Origin of the sequence: Curtobacterium sp. PhB142, assembly GCF_004341255.1 — a bacterium.
GTDB lineage: Bacteria > Actinomycetota > Actinomycetes > Actinomycetales > Microbacteriaceae > Curtobacterium.
On the sequence record NZ_SLUT01000005.1, the window covers coordinates 87300 to 104418 of the forward strand.

Consider the following 17119-nt stretch of genomic DNA (forward strand, 5'->3'; position numbering starts at 1 on the left):
TTCGTGCGGAGAACCGCATCACGTCGGGTCGGCGAGGTCGCCGTCCCTACGCTGAGGACATGGCGCATCTGCGAGCGGTCGGGTTCGACCTCGACGGGACGCTGTTCGACCACCGTGGCGCAGCGACCGCCGGTGCCGCCCGGTTCCTCGAGTCACTCGGCGTGCCCGCCTCGGCGTTCACCATCGCCCGCTGGTTCGCCGCCGAGACCGAGCAGTTCGAGCGGTGGCGAACCGGGCAGATCAGCTTCGAGGAGCAGCGGCGCGAACGGCTGCGGGCCGTCCTGCCCGCGCTCGGCGTGCTGATCCCCGCCGACGACCGGAGGCTCGACGAGCTCTTCGACGCGTACCGGCACCACTACGAGGCATCCTGGCGCGCGTACCCGGGGAGCTTGCCGCTGCTGCGGACGCTCCGTGTGCAGGGGTACCGCATCGGCGTGCTGACGAACGGCACCGAGACGCAGCAGGTCGACAAGCTGCGCCGCACCGGCTTGCTCGATGCGGTCGACGTCGTGTGCACCTCGGAGCGGATCGGGGTGCAGAAGCCGGACCGTCGCGCGTTCGAGACCCTGTCCGCCGAACTCGGCGTCGAGTCGAGCGGCTGCTTGTTCGTCGGGGACAGCGTCGCGCACGACGTGGAGGCGGCCCGGGCCGCCGGGATGCACGGACTGTTGATCGACCACGGGGCCCAGGACGGCCCCGACATGGAGGCCCTGGTGCTCACAGCGCTCGCCGACCGCCGCGGGTGACGTGGCCGCTCGGCCGCTCGGCGGCTCGGCGGCTCGGCGGCTCGGCGGCTCGGCCGCTCGGCCGCTCGGCCGCTCGGCCGCGGCAAGCGGCCGTAGAGTGCACCATGACCCAAACACCGGCAGCATCGCCGCTGCTGCACCTCGGGGTGCTCGCCGAGTCGCGGAAACCCGACGAACGCCGCCTCCCGATCCATCCCGCCCACTTCGAGCGCATCGACCCCGACCTGCGCGCGAACATCATCCTGGAACGCGGGTACGGTCGCCGCTTCGGCGTCACGGACGACCAACTCGAACCCCTCGTCGGCGCCATGGCGGACCGAGACGAAGTCATCGCCGCGTCGGACGTCGTGCTGCTGCCCAAACCCCAGGTGTCCGACCTCGACGACCTGCGGGACGGACAGGTCCTCTGGGGCTGGCCGCACTGCGTGCAGGACCCCGCCCTCACCCAGGTCGCGATCGACAAGCGCCTGACCCTCATCGCGTGGGAGTCGATGAACCACTGGCGGTCGGACGGCGGGTTCAGCCTGCACGTGTTCCACAAGAACAACGAACTCGCGGGCTACTGCTCCGTCATCCACGCCCTGCAGCTCTGCGGCTCCACCGGGGACTACGGCCGCCGCCTCACCGCGGTCGTGATCGGTTTCGGGGCCACCGCCCGCGGTGCCGTCACCGCGCTGAACGCCCACGGGATCCACGACGTCCGCGTCCTGACCAACCGCGACATCGCGGCCGTGGGGTCGCCGATCCCCTCCGTCGACATGCTGCAGATCAGCCAGGACGACCACGACCCCAGCGGCAACACGGTGAAGACCGAGGACGGTCCGGTGCCGCTGGCGCCGTACCTGGCCGAGAACGACATCGTCGTCAACTGCACGCTCCAGGACCCGAACGCTCCGCTCACGTACCTGCGCACCGAGGACCTGGGCGTGTTCCGTCCGGGCAGCCTCATCGTCGACGTCTCGATCGACGTGGGAATGGGGTTCGAGTGGGCGCAGGCGACGACCTTCGCGGAACCGATGATCACCGTCGGCGAGAGCACGAACTACTACGCCGTCGACCACAGCCCGTCGCTGCTCTGGAACTCGACGACGTGGGAGATCAGCGACGCGTTGATGCCGTTCCTCCGGCCGGTGATGGCGGGCACCGCTGCGTGGGCCGACTCGGAGACGATCCGACGCGCCGTCGAGATCGAGGACGGCCACGTGCGCAACCCGGCGATCCTCGCGTTCCAGGGCCGCTCGGACGAGTACCCGCACGCGGTGGCCGGCTGACCCGGGCGCTGGTCGGGCGCTGACCCGATGCGGAACGACGAGGTCGACGTCGTGCGACAACGGCCTCGTCGTACCGCGTCGGCGGTGCTCACCGGAGCGCCGCAGCAGCCTCCCGCAGCTCGGCGAACGCTGCGAGCGCATGACCCGCGAGTCCGTCGTCATCAGCGCGTGCCGCACCGGCCCACCGGTCGAACCCCTGCTTGAAGGCGAGCACGCCCATCTCGCTCGCGAGCCGGGCCGTCGGTTCCGCGACCCCGCGCTCGATGAGCGCATCGGTCATCGCGGCGGCCATCCCGACGCTCTTCAGGGCGTCGCGCTCCTGCAGTTCGGCGCTCGCGGCGACCGCGGCCTTGAGTCGCGGTCCCAGCTCGCGGTTCATCGGACCCATCTCGCCCGATGCACGTTCGAGCCCAGCGGCGACGGCGTCGAGCGGTGAACGTTCGGGCGCTGCGTCGGTGATCCCCTCGGACAACAAGCGGCTCAGCGTCTCCTGCCCGGCGACGAGCAGTTCGCGCTTGTCCGGGAAGTGTCGGAAGAAGGTGCTCTTCGTGACCCCCGCTCGCTCGGCGATCTGCGTCACGGTCGTCTCGTCGTACCCCTGCTCGGAGAACAGGTCGACGGCGGCCAGGACCAGCCGTTCCCGAGCTCCCGGTTCCCATCGCGCCATGGAAGCATCCTACGGGACGGGACAATTGTCTCATCACAGGTGTACGGTGACGAGACACTTGTCCCATCACTGGAGGATCTCATGCGCGTCTTCATCACCGGCGGCACCGGCACCATCGGAACGGCCGTCGTCGCCGAACTCATCGCCGCAGGCCACAGCGTCACTGCGCTCGCCCGCTCGGAACGCTCGGCCGCAGCCCTCACCGCGGCGGGCGCAGAACCGATCCGGGGCGGTCTCGGCGACCTCGACGTCCTCCGTGCCGGTGCGCGCGCCGCCGACGGCGTCGTCAGCCTCGCGTTCTCGAGCGACTTCAGCTCGCCGGACGCCCTGACCCGGGGCATCGCCGAGGAGGCGGACGCGATGGCCGCACTCGGCGAGGAACTCGTCGGCTCCGACCGCCCGTTCGTCGTCGTGTCCGGCACCCCGTGGGTCCCGGGCAGGGCGTCGACCGAGGCCGACCCTCTGCCCCTCGAGGGACCGGTCGCCGGCCGCGCTCGGTCGACGCTCGCCGCGCTCGAGCTCGCGGAGCGCGGCGTCCGGGTGTCGGCGATCCGCCTGCCGCGGACCGTGCACGCCGACGGCACGGGCGGCTTCGCGGGCATCCTCACCGAGACGGCCCGAGGCAGCGGTGTGGCCGGGTACCCCGGAGACGGCGAACAGCGCTGGCCCGCCGTGCACGCTCGGGACGCTGCCGTGCTCTTCCGACTGGCGCTGGAGGTCGCACCGGCCGGCACGGTCTGGCACGCCGTGGCCGACGAGGGCGACCGGGTGCGCGACCTCGCCGAGGTGATCGGCCGACGGCTCGGACTGCCGGTCGAGCGCGTCGCGGATGAGACGTTCGGGGCGTTCGCCCCGATCTTCGTGATGGACCAGCCGGCGTCGAGTGAGCACACGCGTCGCACGCTCGGTTGGGAGCCGGTCCACGAATCACTGCTGGCAGACCTGGAACACGTCGAGCGCTGACGTCGAGCGCTGACGTCGCGCCCTGGGCACGACCGAGGGACGGACGGGAGGCGCGGTGCACGCCCGCACCGTGCCTCCCGTCCGCCGTCGGCGCGCGTGACCTGCCCCGCGTCGGTCGCGCGGACCGGTGCGGTCGTCAGGCGGTGCGGTCAGTTCCCCCACACGAAGAACGCGATGACCCCGCCGACCAAGACCGCGCCGATCGGGACGAGGTACACCCAGTCGTGACGGATCGGACCCTGTCCGGGCTGGTGGTCGCGCTGGAACGGGGCGACCGGGTTCCCACTCGTTCCCGGCAAGAAGTCGACGGAGTGCTGTCGGACCGGCTCGTGTCGTCGGCTGTTCATCGGACCCCCGTGATCGCGTCTGCGGTGGGCTCTGGCGGGCTCGAACCGCCGACCACTTCGGTGTAAACGAAGTGCTCTACCAACTGAGCTAAGAGCCCGCGACACGATCCTAGAGGTCGATTCCCCGTATCGTTGCGCTGGACATCCCGTCCGTTGGCCAGTTCAGCGCTCGGCTTCATCTCGCCGATAGTAAGCCGTACACTTAACCCATGTCCGACGACCCCGTCTACGCCGTGATCCTCGACCTCGTCGACTCACGAACGCTCGACGACCGCCCCGCCGCACAGCGCGAGGTCGAGCAGGCGTTCCGCGAGACGACCGACGTCACCCCGGTGGACCCGGTGCACGCGACCGTCGGCGACGAATTCCAGGTGATCTACGCCACGCTCACCGACGCGCTCGTCGCCAGCACCGCCGCCATGCTCGCCCTGCCACCGACGGTGCAGGTCCGGCTCGGGATGGGTCGCGGGACGGTGCGGACGGTGGGGTCCGGTACGAGCGGTCCGCTCCAGGACGGCCCGGCGTGGTGGTCCGCCCGCGACGCCATCAACGAGACGCACCGCCGTGAAGACGGCAGGACGTCCTTCCTCCGGTCGTGGTTCCACGCGTCCGACGATCGCCACGGCACCGAGGAGCGACTCGTGAACGCCTACTTCCTCAGCCGCGACCACGTCATGGCCCGCCTGACGCCCCGGGCAAGACGCATCGCGCTCGGCCTCGTCCAGGGCCGGACCCAGGCGCAGATCGCCGCGACCGAGGGGATCACCCCGTCAGCGGTGTCCCAGTCGGTGCAGAAGTCGGGTGTGGCCGCGATCGTCGAGGGCCTCCGGGTCCTCGTGGGACAGGAACGCTGATGCTCGCCGGGATCCTCCTCGCACTCATCGGTCTGGGCGACGTCGTCCGGGCCCGCACCGGTGCCGATGCACACCGGCAGCGCACGCTGACCACCATCGCGGTCGTCGTGCTGTGGGCCGGGGTGTCCGCCGTGGCGTGGCTCGGTCTCGGTGTCCCCGTGTGGGGTGTCCTCGTCACGGTGGTGCTCGCGGCGGCGTGGATCGCCACGACCGCGCCGGTCCGAGCCGGTACCGGGACCGCCGACGACGACCATGACGCGCCGACGACCCGGGGGCTGCTGCGGCGGTCCGGGTCCTGGCCAGCGGTCCTGCTCGCCCTCGCCGTCGCCGTGCTGCTGCTCTGGGGGCCACTGCCCGACGGCACGGGCTTCGTGGTCGACTGGCACGACGGCTCGGGCCTGGCGTTCGTCGACGCCGTTCCGCTCGCCGCCGTCGTGGGCGGTGTCGGCTCTGCGCTGTTCCTCGTCGACTCCGCGAACGTGGTCGTCGCCCAGGCACTCCCGCCGGGACTGCAGCGCGGAGCCACCACGGGCGCCGAGGCCGATGACCTCCGCCGCCGGTTCGGGCGACGCCGACGCTCCGACGCCGACGCCGAACAGTCCGGGGACAGCACGGTGAGCCTCAAGGGCGGACGCCTGATCGGCCCGATCGAACGGCTGCTCCTGGCCGGGTTCGCGGTGGCGGGGGCCTTCCCGGTGGTCGCCGCACTGATCGCGGCCAAGGGCATCGTCCGGTTCCCCGAGATCCGGCGCGAGACGACCGGCTACCAGGCGGAGTACTTCCTGATCGGCAGCCTGGTGAGCTGGGCGATGGCCTTCGCCGCCGCCGGCATGTGCTGGCTCCTGGCGCACAGCTGATCCGCGCGGAGCCAGTCGCTCCCGCCGAGTCGTGGAACCGCGGCCCAGCGAGTCCGCCCGGCATCGGGCGCTGTCGGAGCCTCGTCAGGCTGCGCGGCGGGCCCGACCTCGACCTGACGTTGGACGAACGCCTGTCGGAGTCGCTCGAACAGCACGGCCGGACGCCCGGTGTCGGCAGCTGTCGCGTGGATGACGATCCAGCCGTTCACCGCGAACCCGTTCGACAGGCGCTGATCGTGCTGGAAAATGCGGCGGCGTCGTGCCGGGCGACTGCCCGCGACGACCGCGGCCGCCAGTCCGTCGATGGTGGCGAGTCCGCTCGGGCCGACGAGGTGGTCGCCGCGGACGACGAGCTCGATCGGGGTGAGCAGCGACGCCGACTCGAACCATGCGCGTGCAGGAGGGCTGACCGGGATGCCACGGACGAGATCCGGTCGGAAGCCCTCGACGCGTGGACCGGAGCCCTGAGGTCGCGGCGGGTCATCCACGCAGGGCTCGCTCCGGCCGCGATGGCCTGCCGCACCAGGAACGGCCTCGGCGAGTGGTCGTGTCGTGCTCGGCTCCCCATGACGAGAGCATCGCGCACGAGGCGCCGGGCCCGACCGCGGTCGGACGCATCTGTGGAGAACGACGTGGGACGGGCCTCCAGTCCGAACCCGGAGGACGCGGTGAGGTTCCACGACATGCCGCGCGATGATCACCGAGGTGCCGATCCCGGGCGAACAGCGGCCCGAGATGCCGAGATTTCGGAACCTCGGCGGCACACCGCGGAACCTCGGGCGCACCCGCACCCGAGAACCCCGGGGGTGGCGGGTACCCTCTCCCTCGTGAACGGTGCCGGTGTCCTCGACGAATCCGGGCGGCTGCGGCTCCTCGGCTCCGGGGTGACGGGTGCCGCGTTCGCGGTCGTCCTCGTCATGCTCGTGTTGTCGTCGTGGACGGAGGCGACCACCACCGTCCTGGTCTCCGTCGGCATCCCGTCCGCGGCGGCAGGTGCCGCGATCGCCGTGTACCTGCAGCTCCGGTCCTGGCGCGCCGAGGGCGGGTACGAGAACTCAGTCCTGGTCCGCGACTGGGTCGCCGAGGGCCAGATCCCGGTCGGAGTACCCGCCGAGCTGTGGATCCCGCTCGTCCAGGCGCAGGCCGACCGCGAGGGAGCCGGCTGGGGCAAGGTCGTCCTCGGCACGCTGTGGATCGCGATGACGTGGTCGATGCGTGACCAGCACGACGCCCTCATCACGACGATGTTGATCCTGCTCTGGGCCGGCATGATCCTGTGGGCGGCGGTGTGGGTCATCCCCCGTGCTCGAGCGGCCCGTGCGCTGCTCCGCCGCGGCGTCTCCACGATCGGCTGAGCGACCGCGCGGGACCATCGGCTGAGCGACCGCCGGAGCCCGCTGACTACGCTCGGCGGCATGCAGAGTCGCACCCTCGGTCGCACCGGCCGCGAAGTCTCCCCCATCGGTCTCGGTACGTGGCAGTTCGGCGGTGACTGGGGTCCGGTGAGCGAAGCGGACGCGAACGCCGTGATGGACGCCTCGGTCGAGTCCGGTGTCACGCTCTTCGACACCGCCGACGTGTACGGCGACGGTCGCAGCGAGCAGCTCATCGGTTCGTGGCGCGCATCGAACCCCGGCGTGCCGCTGACGGTCACGACGAAGATGGGTCGCCGTGCCGAGCAGGTCCCGGCGAACTACGTCGCGGCGAACTTCCGCGAGTGGGTCGACCGCTCCCGGACGAACCTGCGGCAGGACACGCTCGACCTGGTGCAGCTGCACTGCCCGCCGTCCGAGGTCATCGGCGACGACGCGGTGTACGACGCCCTCGACGCGCTGGTCGCCGACGGCTCGGTCGCCGCCTACGGCGTCAGCGTCGAGACGGCCGACCAGGCACTCGCCGCGATCGCCCGGCCCGGCGTCGCGAGCGTCCAGATCATCCTCAACGCGTTCCGGCTCAAGCCGCTCGACCGCGTGCTGCCGGCAGCCCTGGAGGCAGGGGTCGGCATCCTCGCGCGCGTCCCGTTGGCCTCGGGGTTGCTGTCCGGCAAGTACACGACGGAGACGTCGTTCGCCGAGGGCGACCACCGCAACTACAACCGCCACGGCGAGGCCTTCGACCAGGGCGAGACGTTCAGCGGTGTGGACTACGACGACGGCGTGCGCGCGGCACAGACCTTCGCAGCGTCGCTGCCGGACGCCGTCTCGGTGCCCCAGGCGGCGCTCGCCTGGGTCATCGCGCAGGACGGCGTGACCGCGGCGATCCCCGGAGCCCGCAACCCGGAGCAGGCCCGGTCGAACGCGGCGGCCGGCGACCTGCCGGAGATCGACGGCCTGGACGCCACGGTGCGCGACCTCTACGACACGTGGTTCCGCGCCACGGTCCACGACCGCTGGTGAGGACCCGCGTCGTCGCGGTCGCGGTGGCCGCACTCCTGCTGCTGTCGGGCTGCGCAGCGCCGGGGGCGGGGGCGTCGCGCGACGCTCCGCCCTGGCCGCGGCCGACCGACCTGTCCGCCCGCGCCGACGCTGCGGGCCTCCGGAACGTGTGGGGCGAGCGGCTCGCCGAGCACGTCCACACCCACCTGACGATCCTCGACGGCGACACCCCGGTGACGGTCCCGGCGAACATCGGGCACTCGGACCGGGGGAAGTTCGCCGCCGAGATCCACACGCACGACACCTCGGGCATCGTGCACGTCGAGTCCCCCACCGAGCAGACGTTCACGCTCGGCCAGTTCTTCGACGAGTGGGGCGTCTCGCTCGGTCCGGAACACGTCGGCGGCCTGCGCGGCGAGCTCACGGTGTGGGTGGACGGGCGCCGGACGATCGGCAACCCACGCTCGATCGAGCTGACGAACCGGCGCGAGGTCGTCCTGATCGTCACGACGATCGGCGAGGTCCCGCGCCTGCCAGCCCCGTTCGACTGGCCGCCGCAGTACGGCTAGCTCGAACGGTGCGAGGTTCCGTACCCGGTGCGCCCCGCCGGGACTCGCACCGAAGACGGAACCTCGCATGGAACCGCACCGCCCGCTCACGCCTCCTTCGGCGCGACCCACGTCAGGTCGAGCTCCCACTGCTCCACGGAGCCGGCAGGCAACTGCCACACGTACTCGTTCTTGAGCTTCTTGCCGTCTTCGCGGAACGGCCCCGTCCGGTACGGGTAGAACGCCACCGTCGGCAGCGTGCCGGGCGGCGCCGTCCGGATCGCGTTCGAGAAGTCCTTGTTCAACCGCCGCAGTTCGGCGATGACCGCGGGGCGCGCCGCGTCCGAGTCGAAGGACCCGGCGCCCGCAGCGAGCTGGAACGCGATGTGCAGCTGGCGGTCACCCCGGTCGTCCTCGTAGCTGATGAGCCGGTGGTTCTCGACGGCCTCGAGCAGCTCCGGGTCGCCGTAGACCACGTCACGCACGACGTCGGGTGCGACGACCGCCCCGTTGTAGTCGACGGACAGGTCGGACCGGCCGTAGTGGAACAGCAGCGGCAGGTCGAGCTCGGCGGCGTCGGCGAGTTCGTCGAAGCCGTGCGCGCGGAGCGTCTGCCGCAGTGGACGCATCCGCACGACGTGCCCGCGGTCGTGGATGTTGTACCGGATCCGCGGGCTGATGTTCTCGGACCGGGTGATCGTGACGACGAGTTCGCCGAGTTCGTTCGTCTCGATCAGGTACCCGAACGGGTTGAACTGGAACACCATCGGCAGCACGCCGTACTCGGCCTGCTTCGTCAGCGCGGCGGACAGCTCGGGCGACGCCGCGATCGCCCGACGCAGCTGCACGCTGAACGGCGTCTCGATGCCGAGGTTGATCTCGAGGTCGCTCGCCCCGTACGAGCCGAGGACGGCCTGCGCGTACTGCTCGATGTGGGCGCGCATGTTCTCGCTGATGCCCTCGCCACCGAACGCCGCGACGATCGTGTACTCGCTCCAGTCGAGCCGGTCGTCCTCGAACAGCGCCTTCAGGAACGGCGGGTAGCTGCAGATGATGTACGTGAAGTCGGTGCCGAACTCGCGCATCGTCTGGACGATCTTGTCGCGGTCGGGCCCGATCGACTTGATCATCGACGACTCGGTGAGGGACGCCGTCACGTTCATGCCGGTGGCCCACGCCCCGAGCGAGAACGCGTTGAGCACGAACGGCTGCTTCGGCAGGTCCTTCGCGGTGCGCGAGAACCCGAGCTGCAGCAGTTGCCGTGTGGCCTGGCGTTCGTCGGGACCGCGCACCCAGCTGGTCGGCGTGCCGCTCGACCCGCTCGACTCGTCGACGACGACCCCGCGCCGTGGCAGCCGTCCGTCGACGCAGCGCTCGGGGATGCTCCACCGCTTGACGTAGGACTCCTTGTCCATCTCGGGCAGCCCCGAGATCGCTGCGGCGATCCCGCCACGCGTGTCGAGACGGAACGGACGGGAGGCCCGCCCCGCCTCCGCCAGGAAGGTCCCGTACGCAGGCACCCGCTTCGCAGCCCGCTCCACGGTCCGCCAGGCACGCCAGCGTCCGAGGGTCCAGCGGAGCGGCTCGATGCCCGGCGTGAGCAGGAGCTTGTGGGTGCCGACGCGAGGCATGAACAGCGCCACGAAGGTCTCGACGACCCAGACGACCGTGAAGACCGCGGCGCGCTTCACCGTGCACCCCCGAGCGTCATGGCGGCCGCCGGTCTGCGGTGTGCCAGGGGTGGTGGCGCGCTGTGCCCGAAGCGGAACAGCATCCACGCCATCCGGCCGTCGGACTCGTCGACGCCGGCCTGTTCGACGAAGGCGGCGTGCGAGCGCGGGTTCGTGATCACGGTGCCGAACGGGTGCAGGGCGATCCCCCGCGCGGTGAACTCGAGCCAGATCCGCATGAACACGCGGCCGGCCTCGACGTACTCGGCCGGCGTCCGGAACGGCCCTTCGAGCCAGCCGAGCTGCCGGACCCCGCGCATCGTCGACAGGTACACGCGCTTGAAGACCCCGCCGACGCCGGGGGCTTCCCACATCCCGCGGTGCTCCATCGCGAACCGGAGCACCGGGCCGGGCATGAGCATCGTCTCTGCCGACAAGCCGTCACCGGTCGTCGCCGCCTGCCGCTTGGAGAACCGCAGCCAGTGCAGGATCTCGTCGTGCACGGCGTGGTGCTGCAGGTCGTCGAACAGCGTCTCCTGGTTGACGCGCACGATCTCGTCGACGGTCGGCCGGTCAGACGTGGTGCGGAAGCGCTGCCCGGCTGCCGACGCGATGGCGGACGCGGCCTCGATCGCTGAGTCGTCCACCAGGGTGGCGTCGTAGGGCCTGCGTGAGGTGCGCCGCGCGAGGAAGCGGGCCAGGGCCTCCCGGTCGTCCGCCGTGACCGCCCGCGGACGCAAGGTCACGCTGCCCAAGCGGTGCAGACGGTCATCGGCCGCGCCGTCCAGCCGGCCGAAGTCCATCTCGGCGTGGTCGAGCCGCTCCTGCACGGTGAAGCCGTGCGCCCGGGCGACGACCTCGAGCCCGGCCAGGAACACCCCCGCGCAGACGTGCCCGAACGGGATGCCGAACGACTCTGCCGGCAGCCCCCGTCGCAGGTCGTAGAACACGGTCGCGGTGCGGTCGTCCTCGACGCGCACGACGATCGGTTGCGAGTTGTGCGGCGACGGGTAGTGTCGCGCGTCCTCGATGATGCCGGTCCACGGTGATGCCATCGGTTCCCCCTCGGTGGTCTCTGGCACCGATCATACGAACCCCCTCCGACGCCCATGCCGCTGCGGGCATGCGGGGCCACCGCGACCTGCGTAGCCTGCTGCCATGGGCACGATCCGGACCGGCACCGACCTCGCCGCGGTCGAGGACGTCGTCGCGGGCATCTCCGCCCACGGTGAGCGGTACCTGGACCGGCTCTTCACCGTGCGGGAGCGCACCGACGCGGGCGACGACCCGGAGCGTCTGGCGGCACGGTTCGCGGGCAAGGAAGCGGTGGTGAAGCTCCTCCGCCCCGCGCCGGACCAGGCGATCCCGCTGCGCGACGTGGCGATCGTCCTCGACGACCGCGGGGCGCCGACGGTCGAGCTGACCGGGGCCGCCGCCGCGCTGGCCGAGTCGGTCGGGTGCGGCCCGATCGCGGTGTCGCTCGCGCACGAGCGGGGGCTGGCCGTGGCGACGGCGGTCGCGCTGTCCGAACGCTGACGGGCGCACCGGCACCGCCACCCGCGCCACCCTGTACCACCGCACAGGGGCGTCGGAGGCCGTGCGGTTTCGCGCACCCGCACGGCGGTTTCCCGAGGCCCGGTCTTCCTTATCGTTGCCGTCATGGACCAGGAACCACAGCACTCCAGCACGACCGCACCGACGGCGACCGCGACCGCGACCGCGACGCTCGCCGACCCGGCGATCGAGCAGGCCGTCCGCCGTGCCCTCGCCGACCACGGGCGCCTGACCGTGGACGCACAGGACGTCGCCTCGATCGCCGACCTGTACGCGCTCGGGCTGTCGTCGCACGCCACGGTGAACGTCATGCTCGCCGTCGAGTCCGAGCTCGACGTCGAGTTCCCCGACTCGGTCCTGAACCGGTCCACCTTCGCCACCGTCGAGTCGATCGTGGCCGCCGCGGAGCTCGCCTCGTGACCCTGACCATGGCGGCGACCGCGGTCGTCGACCGGTTCGCCGAGCGTGCCGCCGACGTCGCCGCGGTCGCCGCGCAGTTCGCGGACGAGGTCGACCGCGACGCCCGTCCGCCGCGCGAGGCCATCGCTGCGATGCGCGAGTACGGTCTGCTCGCCGCTGCCGTCCCCGCCGAGCACGGGGGCCAGGGCGCCTCGGTGTCCGAGCTCTCCGCGATCGCCACCGAGCTCGGGCGTGCCTGTGCCGCCACCGGGATGGTCTTCGCGATGCACCAGGGCCAGGTGATGGCGCTCTGGCGGCACGGCGGCGACGGTGCCGGCGTGCTCGAGACCATCGCAGCGGTCCGCGACGGCGCACTCGTCGCCTCGGCCACGACGGAGCGCGGGGTCGGTGGCGACGCCCGCCGTTCCACGTGCTCGATCGAGGCCACCGACGACGGCCGGATCCGCCTGCGCAAGGACGCGCCGGTGATCTCGTACGCCACCGAGGCCGACGCGGTGTTCGTCACCGCCCGCCGCGACCCGGACGCCCCGGCCTCCGACCAGCGGCTGCTCATCTGCCGGACCGACTCGATGGTGCTGTCGCAGACGTCCACCTGGGACACCATGGGGCTGCGCGGGACCTGCAGCAACGGCTGGATCCTCGACACCGAGACCACCGTCGACCGGGTGTTCCGCGACGACTACGCCGCGATCTCGGCGCAGACGGTCCTGCCGGTCTCGCACGTGCTCTGGGCCTCGGTGTGGCTCGGCATCGCCGCCTCGGCGAGCGAGCGCGCCCGGACCGCCGTCCGCAAGCAGGCCCGCGCCGCGATCGGGACGACCCCGCCCGGAGCACTCCGGCTCGCCGAACTCCTGGTCGATCTGCAGGCCCTTGCCGACTCCGTCCGGCACGCCGCCGAGCGGTTCGACGCCGCGGCCGACGACCCCGAGGTGCTCGCCTCGAGCGCCTACGCCCTCGCCGCGAACGCCCTGAAGATCGGGGCGTCCGAGCGCGTCACCGACATCGTCACGAAGGCGATGCGGATCGTCGGGATCGCGGGCTACGCGGCCTCCGGCCCGATGAGCATCGCCCGACACCTCCGAGACGCCCACGGCGCCGCCGTCATGGTGAGCAACGACCGTCTCCTCAAGAACGACGCCGACCTGGCCCTCATGACGGGAGTGATCCTGTGACCCTCACGGACCCCACCACCAGCACGACCAGCACGACCAGCCCCACCGCTCCGGACCTCGACGCTGCCCGCGCCGCACTCCGTGCCCGCCTGCTCGCCGACCGCGTGCTCATCGACCTCGGCTCCCCCGGGCTGTACGGCCGCACCGGCGTGTTCGAGCGCGTGTACACGGCCGTCGACGCCGCAGCCGTGCGCAGCCAGCAGGACCTCGACGCCGAGGTGCTGCGGTTCCCGCCGGTCGAGCCGCTCGCCGCGTTCGAGCGCACCGACTACATCGCGTCGTTCCCGGACCTCGCCGCGTCGATCTCCGGCTTCACCGGCGACGACCGCACGCACCGGGCACTGCTCGCCGCCCGCGAGCGCGGTGAGCGCTGGGAGGGCTTCCTCGAGCCCGCCGACCTCATGCTCACCCCCGCGGTCTGCCACCCGGTGTACGGCCTGGTCGGCGACACGATCCCGCAGGAGGGCCGCTTCTTCGACATCGTCGGCGACTCGTTCCGCCGCGAGCCGTCGCTCGACCCGATGCGCCTGCAGGCCTTCCACATGCACGAGTTCGTGCACATCGGCACGCCGGCGTCGGCCCAGCAGCACCGCGACGGCCGGATCCCGGTGATGCGCGAGCTGCTCGAGTCGTTCGGGCTCGAGATCGACGTCGTCCCCGCCAACGACCCGTTCTTCGGCCGCGTCGGGCAGATGCTCGCCCGCAACCAGGTCGAGCAGGCGCTCAAGTTCGAGTTCGTCACGCCGGTCTACGGTGACGACCACCCGACCACGGCGATCAGCTCGGCGAACCTGCACGAGGACCACTTCGGCACCTCGTTCGGCCTCCGCACCGCCGACGGCGAGGTCGCCCACAGCGCCTGCATCGCCTTCGGCCTGGAGCGCATCACCATCGCCCTGTTCGCCGCACACGGCACGGACGTCGACGCCTGGCCGGCGTCGGTCCGCGCGGCACTCGAGCTGTGACGACGCTGCACGGATGGTCCGGTTCACCGGCCGTCCGCGCCGCCGTGCAGCTGCCGCCCGCGGCGCGGGCCGGCGTCGTCATCTGCCCGCCACTGGGACAGGAAGGCGTGATCGCGTACCGCACGCTCCGCCTGCTCGCAGACCGCCTGGAGGCCCGTGGCATCGCCTCGGTGCGCTACGACCCGTCCGGACGTGGTGACGGCGCACCCGACACCGACCCCGACGCGCAGGTCCGGTCCGCACGCCACGCGGCCGCCGTGCTCCGCACGTCGGGAGTGCAGCACGTGGCGTTCGTCGGGCTCGCCTCCGCAGCCCTCGTCGCCGCGGCCGCCGCGGAGGACACCGACGCCCTGCTCGTCTGGGACGCCCCGGCGTCCGGTCGGGGCTGGCTCCGTCGGCAACGTGCCCTCGCGACGATCACGATCGGCAGCGAGCGGATCGTGGACGGCGTCGAGAGCCTGATCGGCATCGAGGTCGAACCCGACGAGGCGACGGCGCTCTCCGCCCTCGCCTTCGCGCCGCGCACCGGTCCGACCGTGGCGCTGGTGCGGCCCGAGACCCGCGCGCCGAAGGCCCTCGGACCCGTCGAGACCGTCGAGGTGCCGGGCAGCGCCGAGTTGCTCGACGGCACCAGCATCCACGCCCGGATCCCCGGAGCCGCGGTCGACCGAGCCGTCGCCTGGCTCGACGCCTGGGCGCCGACCGCTGCGGCGCCGGTGGTGCCGCCCGTGCTCGACGAGGTCCTGGACGTCGACGGCCGCGTGTCGGAGCGCATCGTCCACCTCGGCCCCGACGCGTTGTTCGCCGTCGAGACCGTGTCGTCCGCCCAGCACCACGACGCCCCGCTCGTCGTCCTGCACAACGGCGCCGCCGAACACCGGGTCGGCGCCACCGACTACCAGGTCGACCTCGCCCGTGCGCTCGCCCGTGACGGCGCCCGCGTCGTCCGGGTCGACCGTCGTGCCACCGGCGAGAGCAGCAGCGTGCGCGAGGACGAACGCAGCTTCCTCTTCGCCCAGGAGTGGGTGGAGGACCAGTCCGCCGTCGTCGCCGACCTCGGCACCCCTTCGGACCGCCTGGTGCTCGTCGGCATGTGCGCCGGCGCGTGGCTCGCCGGTCGGTCGGCCGACGAGGCCCCGCGCCTGGTCGTCGAGATCAGCCCGAACGACTACCGCCGGCAGCCTGCGGCCCCCGGCAGCTACGAGGACGCCGTGCGGGCGATCGACGCCCCCTCGGCCGGTCGTCTGTGGGTCCGCCAGCGGTACAACGCCGTCGTGCCGAAGGCCCTGCGCGAGTGGATCGCCCGGCGGGACCGCGTCGGCGGCGTCGTCGAGCACGTCCGACCGCTCGTGGAGCACGGCACCGACGTCGTCGTGATCGCCGCCCCGGACGACGCCGCGCTGTTCGACCGGCTCGGCGGACAGAAGGCCCTGCGCCGCTACGGCGGTGTCGGTCGGCGCGGTTCCGTGTCGCTCGTGCGGGTCGAGGACGGCGACCACTCGCTGTTCTCGCCCGTGATGCGTCGCACCGTGCGCGCCGAGGTGCGTGCGCGCGTCGCGGCGACGTTCCCCGTCCCCGCCTGACCCTCGCGTCCCGACTCCGAACGACACCCTCGACGTCGTACGACAGCGAGGGTGTCGTAGCCGCGCGACCGCAATTGTTGCGGCCACGCGGGGACGACATGGTCGACGTCGTACGACAACCGCTCTGTCGCGCGGGGCACGCCCGGATCGAGCGCATCGGCGCCGGACGCGGTCAGGCGAGACCGAGCTCCCGCGCCACGGCGTCCGGGTGCTCGACGTGCGCGAAGTGCCCGCAGTCGTCGAGCAGCACCGTGCGGACCTGCGGCACGAGCTCCCGCAGGGCCTCGAGGTCCGAGACGCGCGCGAACACGTCGTCGCGCCCGGCGATCGCGGTGACCGGGCAGGTGATCCCCCGCCAGCGGCCGAGGTCGTAGCCCGCAGCGGTCCGCGCCGCGTCGGTGAACCGGGTCGGCCGGAGTTCCCGGACGAAGGCGTCGAGCACGCTGCGGTCGAGGCGTCGCACGTGCGTGAAAACGGGTGCGGCGAGCAGGGGCAGCAGCCCGACGCGGGACAGCGCCCGGAGCATCGGCCGCGCGGCCTCGCCGGTGATCGACAGGCCAGCACGCAGCAGGGTGAACGACGGCTGCGTCCGGAGCCCTCGGAGCGGGTGCCGTGCGGCGTCCGCGGTCGCGACGGTCGTGCCGGACACCAGGGCGACAGAGCGCACGCGCCGGGGTGCGACGACCGCCAGGTGCATCCCGACGAAGGCCCCCATCGAGTGCCCGACGACGTCCACCGTCGTGATCCCGAGTGCATCCAGCACCGCGACCAGCGACACGGTCACGTCGTCGAGGTCGAACGCACTGCTCGGCGCCGGCGACGATCCCCATCCCGGCAGGTCGACGAGCACGAGGCCACGGTCACCGACGCCGTGCGCCGCGGCCAGCAGCGGGGTCCAGGTCGACCAGGAGCCCGCGACGCCGTGCAGCAGCAGGAGCGGATCGGGACCCGGGCGGTGGTGCACCACGACGGGTCCGGCGGGCGTCAGGACCTCAGCGCGCCGGAGGTGCCACGTGGCGGGCGTGGGCGACACCGGATAGGGGGCGTAGGCCTCGGTGGTGACCACACGGTCACGTGCGTCCGTGTCGATGGCGTGCACCGGGCCTCCTGTCCGCTGTCGACGCGGA

At 72.2% G+C, this 17119-nt stretch carries 19 protein-coding genes and 1 tRNA gene; 13 read left to right on the top strand and 7 right to left on the bottom strand.

What is annotated here, in order from left to right; all coding sequences use genetic code 11:
* The first annotated feature begins 59 nt into the window (after nucleotides 1-59).
* Nucleotides 60-746, top strand: coding sequence for an HAD family hydrolase (locus EDF31_RS11245; protein WP_131846192.1), 687 nt, complete (start codon nucleotides 60-62; stop codon nucleotides 744-746).
* A 104-nt stretch (nucleotides 747-850) separates the two neighbouring features.
* On the top strand, nucleotides 851-2017 hold the full coding sequence (locus tag EDF31_RS11250; protein ID WP_131846193.1) for a N(5)-(carboxyethyl)ornithine synthase: 1167 nt from the start codon (nucleotides 851-853) through the stop codon (nucleotides 2015-2017).
* An 88-nt stretch (nucleotides 2018-2105) separates the two neighbouring features.
* Here the strand turns inward: EDF31_RS11250 and EDF31_RS11255 are convergent, their stop codons facing one another.
* The gene (locus EDF31_RS11255; protein WP_123292596.1) at nucleotides 2106-2684 is read right to left on the bottom strand and encodes a TetR/AcrR family transcriptional regulator; all 579 of its coding nucleotides are present in this window, start codon (nucleotides 2682-2684) and stop codon (nucleotides 2106-2108) included.
* Between the two features lie 81 nt (nucleotides 2685-2765).
* Between EDF31_RS11255 and EDF31_RS11260 the strand changes: the two genes are divergently transcribed.
* Nucleotides 2766-3647, top strand: a complete 882-nt coding sequence (locus EDF31_RS11260; protein WP_131846194.1) for an NAD-dependent epimerase/dehydratase family protein — start codon at nucleotides 2766-2768, stop codon at nucleotides 3645-3647.
* A gap of 149 nt (nucleotides 3648-3796) precedes the next feature.
* Here the strand turns inward: EDF31_RS11260 and EDF31_RS11265 are convergent, their stop codons facing one another.
* Together EDF31_RS11265 and EDF31_RS11270 are read right to left on the bottom strand one after the other, a co-directional pair.
* A complete protein-coding gene (locus tag EDF31_RS11265; protein ID WP_123938243.1) occupies nucleotides 3797-3994 on the bottom strand; it encodes a hypothetical protein in 198 nt (65 codons plus the stop codon).
* 25 nt (nucleotides 3995-4019) lie between these two features.
* Nucleotides 4020-4092 (bottom strand) — tRNA-Val (locus EDF31_RS11270).
* Between the two features lie 111 nt (nucleotides 4093-4203).
* On the opposite strand from EDF31_RS11270, the gene EDF31_RS11275 reads away from it, so the two are divergent.
* Both EDF31_RS11275 and EDF31_RS11280 read left to right on the top strand, forming a co-directional pair.
* Nucleotides 4204-4848, top strand: a complete 645-nt coding sequence (locus EDF31_RS11275; RefSeq protein ID WP_123292593.1) for a SatD family protein — start codon at nucleotides 4204-4206, stop codon at nucleotides 4846-4848.
* Nucleotides 4848-5705 (top strand): hypothetical protein, encoded by an 858-nt coding sequence (locus tag EDF31_RS11280; RefSeq protein ID WP_131846195.1) that lies wholly within the window; start codon nucleotides 4848-4850, stop codon nucleotides 5703-5705. The genes EDF31_RS11275 and EDF31_RS11280 overlap by 1 nt, the downstream gene beginning before the upstream one ends.
* Here EDF31_RS11280 and EDF31_RS11285 read toward each other — a convergent pair.
* Nucleotides 5612-6193 carry a hypothetical protein gene (locus EDF31_RS11285; protein ID WP_131846196.1) on the bottom strand — a complete coding sequence of 194 codons (582 nt, stop codon included), beginning with the start codon at nucleotides 6191-6193 and terminating at the stop codon, nucleotides 5612-5614. The genes EDF31_RS11280 and EDF31_RS11285 overlap by 94 nt on opposite strands.
* 339 nt (nucleotides 6194-6532) lie before the next feature.
* Here EDF31_RS11285 and EDF31_RS11290 point away from each other — a divergent pair, with 339 nt between their 5' ends.
* Genes EDF31_RS11290 through EDF31_RS11300 form a run of 3 tightly spaced genes read left to right on the top strand, consistent with a single transcriptional unit; the run spans nucleotide 6533 to nucleotide 8649 of the window.
* The gene (locus EDF31_RS11290; protein ID WP_131846197.1) at nucleotides 6533-7060 is read left to right on the top strand and encodes a hypothetical protein; all 528 of its coding nucleotides are present in this window, start codon (nucleotides 6533-6535) and stop codon (nucleotides 7058-7060) included.
* 60 nt (nucleotides 7061-7120) lie between these two features.
* Nucleotides 7121-8101, top strand: coding sequence for an aldo/keto reductase (locus EDF31_RS11295; RefSeq protein ID WP_131846198.1), 981 nt, complete (start codon nucleotides 7121-7123; stop codon nucleotides 8099-8101).
* Nucleotides 8098-8649, top strand: a complete 552-nt coding sequence (locus EDF31_RS11300; RefSeq protein ID WP_123292588.1) for a hypothetical protein — start codon at nucleotides 8098-8100, stop codon at nucleotides 8647-8649. The genes EDF31_RS11295 and EDF31_RS11300 overlap by 4 nt, the downstream gene beginning before the upstream one ends.
* An 86-nt stretch (nucleotides 8650-8735) precedes the next feature.
* Here EDF31_RS11300 and EDF31_RS11305 read toward each other — a convergent pair whose 3' ends face one another.
* Together EDF31_RS11305 and EDF31_RS11310 are read right to left on the bottom strand one after the other, a co-directional pair.
* Complete coding sequence (locus tag EDF31_RS11305) at nucleotides 8736-10319, bottom strand: CoF synthetase (RefSeq protein WP_243649987.1); 1584 nt, start codon at nucleotides 10317-10319, stop codon at nucleotides 8736-8738.
* On the bottom strand, nucleotides 10316-11353 hold the full coding sequence (locus EDF31_RS11310; protein WP_131846199.1) for a hypothetical protein: 1038 nt from the start codon (nucleotides 11351-11353) through the stop codon (nucleotides 10316-10318). Before EDF31_RS11310 ends, EDF31_RS11305 begins: the two co-directional genes overlap by 4 nt.
* A gap of 103 nt (nucleotides 11354-11456) precedes the next feature.
* On the opposite strand from EDF31_RS11310, the gene EDF31_RS11315 reads away from it, so the two are divergent.
* The 5 genes from EDF31_RS11315 (at nucleotide 11457) to EDF31_RS11335 (ending at nucleotide 15992) form a co-directional block, all read left to right on the top strand.
* Nucleotides 11457-11834, top strand: coding sequence for a holo-ACP synthase (locus EDF31_RS11315; protein WP_131846200.1), 378 nt, complete (start codon nucleotides 11457-11459; stop codon nucleotides 11832-11834).
* Between the two features lie 123 nt (nucleotides 11835-11957).
* Nucleotides 11958-12272 (top strand): acyl carrier protein, encoded by a 315-nt coding sequence (locus tag EDF31_RS11320; protein ID WP_131846201.1) that lies wholly within the window; start codon nucleotides 11958-11960, stop codon nucleotides 12270-12272.
* Entirely contained in the window at nucleotides 12269-13444 is a 1176-nt protein-coding gene (locus tag EDF31_RS11325) for an acyl-CoA dehydrogenase family protein (protein WP_207896194.1), read from the top strand. Before EDF31_RS11320 ends, EDF31_RS11325 begins: the two co-directional genes overlap by 4 nt.
* Nucleotides 13441-14409, top strand: coding sequence for an amino acid--[acyl-carrier-protein] ligase (locus tag EDF31_RS11330; protein ID WP_131846202.1), 969 nt, complete (start codon nucleotides 13441-13443; stop codon nucleotides 14407-14409). Before EDF31_RS11325 ends, EDF31_RS11330 begins: the two co-directional genes overlap by 4 nt.
* Nucleotides 14406-15992, top strand: coding sequence for an alpha/beta fold hydrolase (locus tag EDF31_RS11335; RefSeq protein ID WP_131846203.1), 1587 nt, complete (start codon nucleotides 14406-14408; stop codon nucleotides 15990-15992). Before EDF31_RS11330 ends, EDF31_RS11335 begins: the two co-directional genes overlap by 4 nt.
* 172 nt (nucleotides 15993-16164) lie before the next feature.
* Here EDF31_RS11335 and EDF31_RS11340 read toward each other — a convergent pair whose 3' ends face one another.
* The gene (locus tag EDF31_RS11340; protein ID WP_165901399.1) at nucleotides 16165-17091 is read right to left on the bottom strand and encodes an alpha/beta hydrolase; all 927 of its coding nucleotides are present in this window, start codon (nucleotides 17089-17091) and stop codon (nucleotides 16165-16167) included.
* Nucleotides 17092-17119 lie beyond the last annotated feature (28 nt).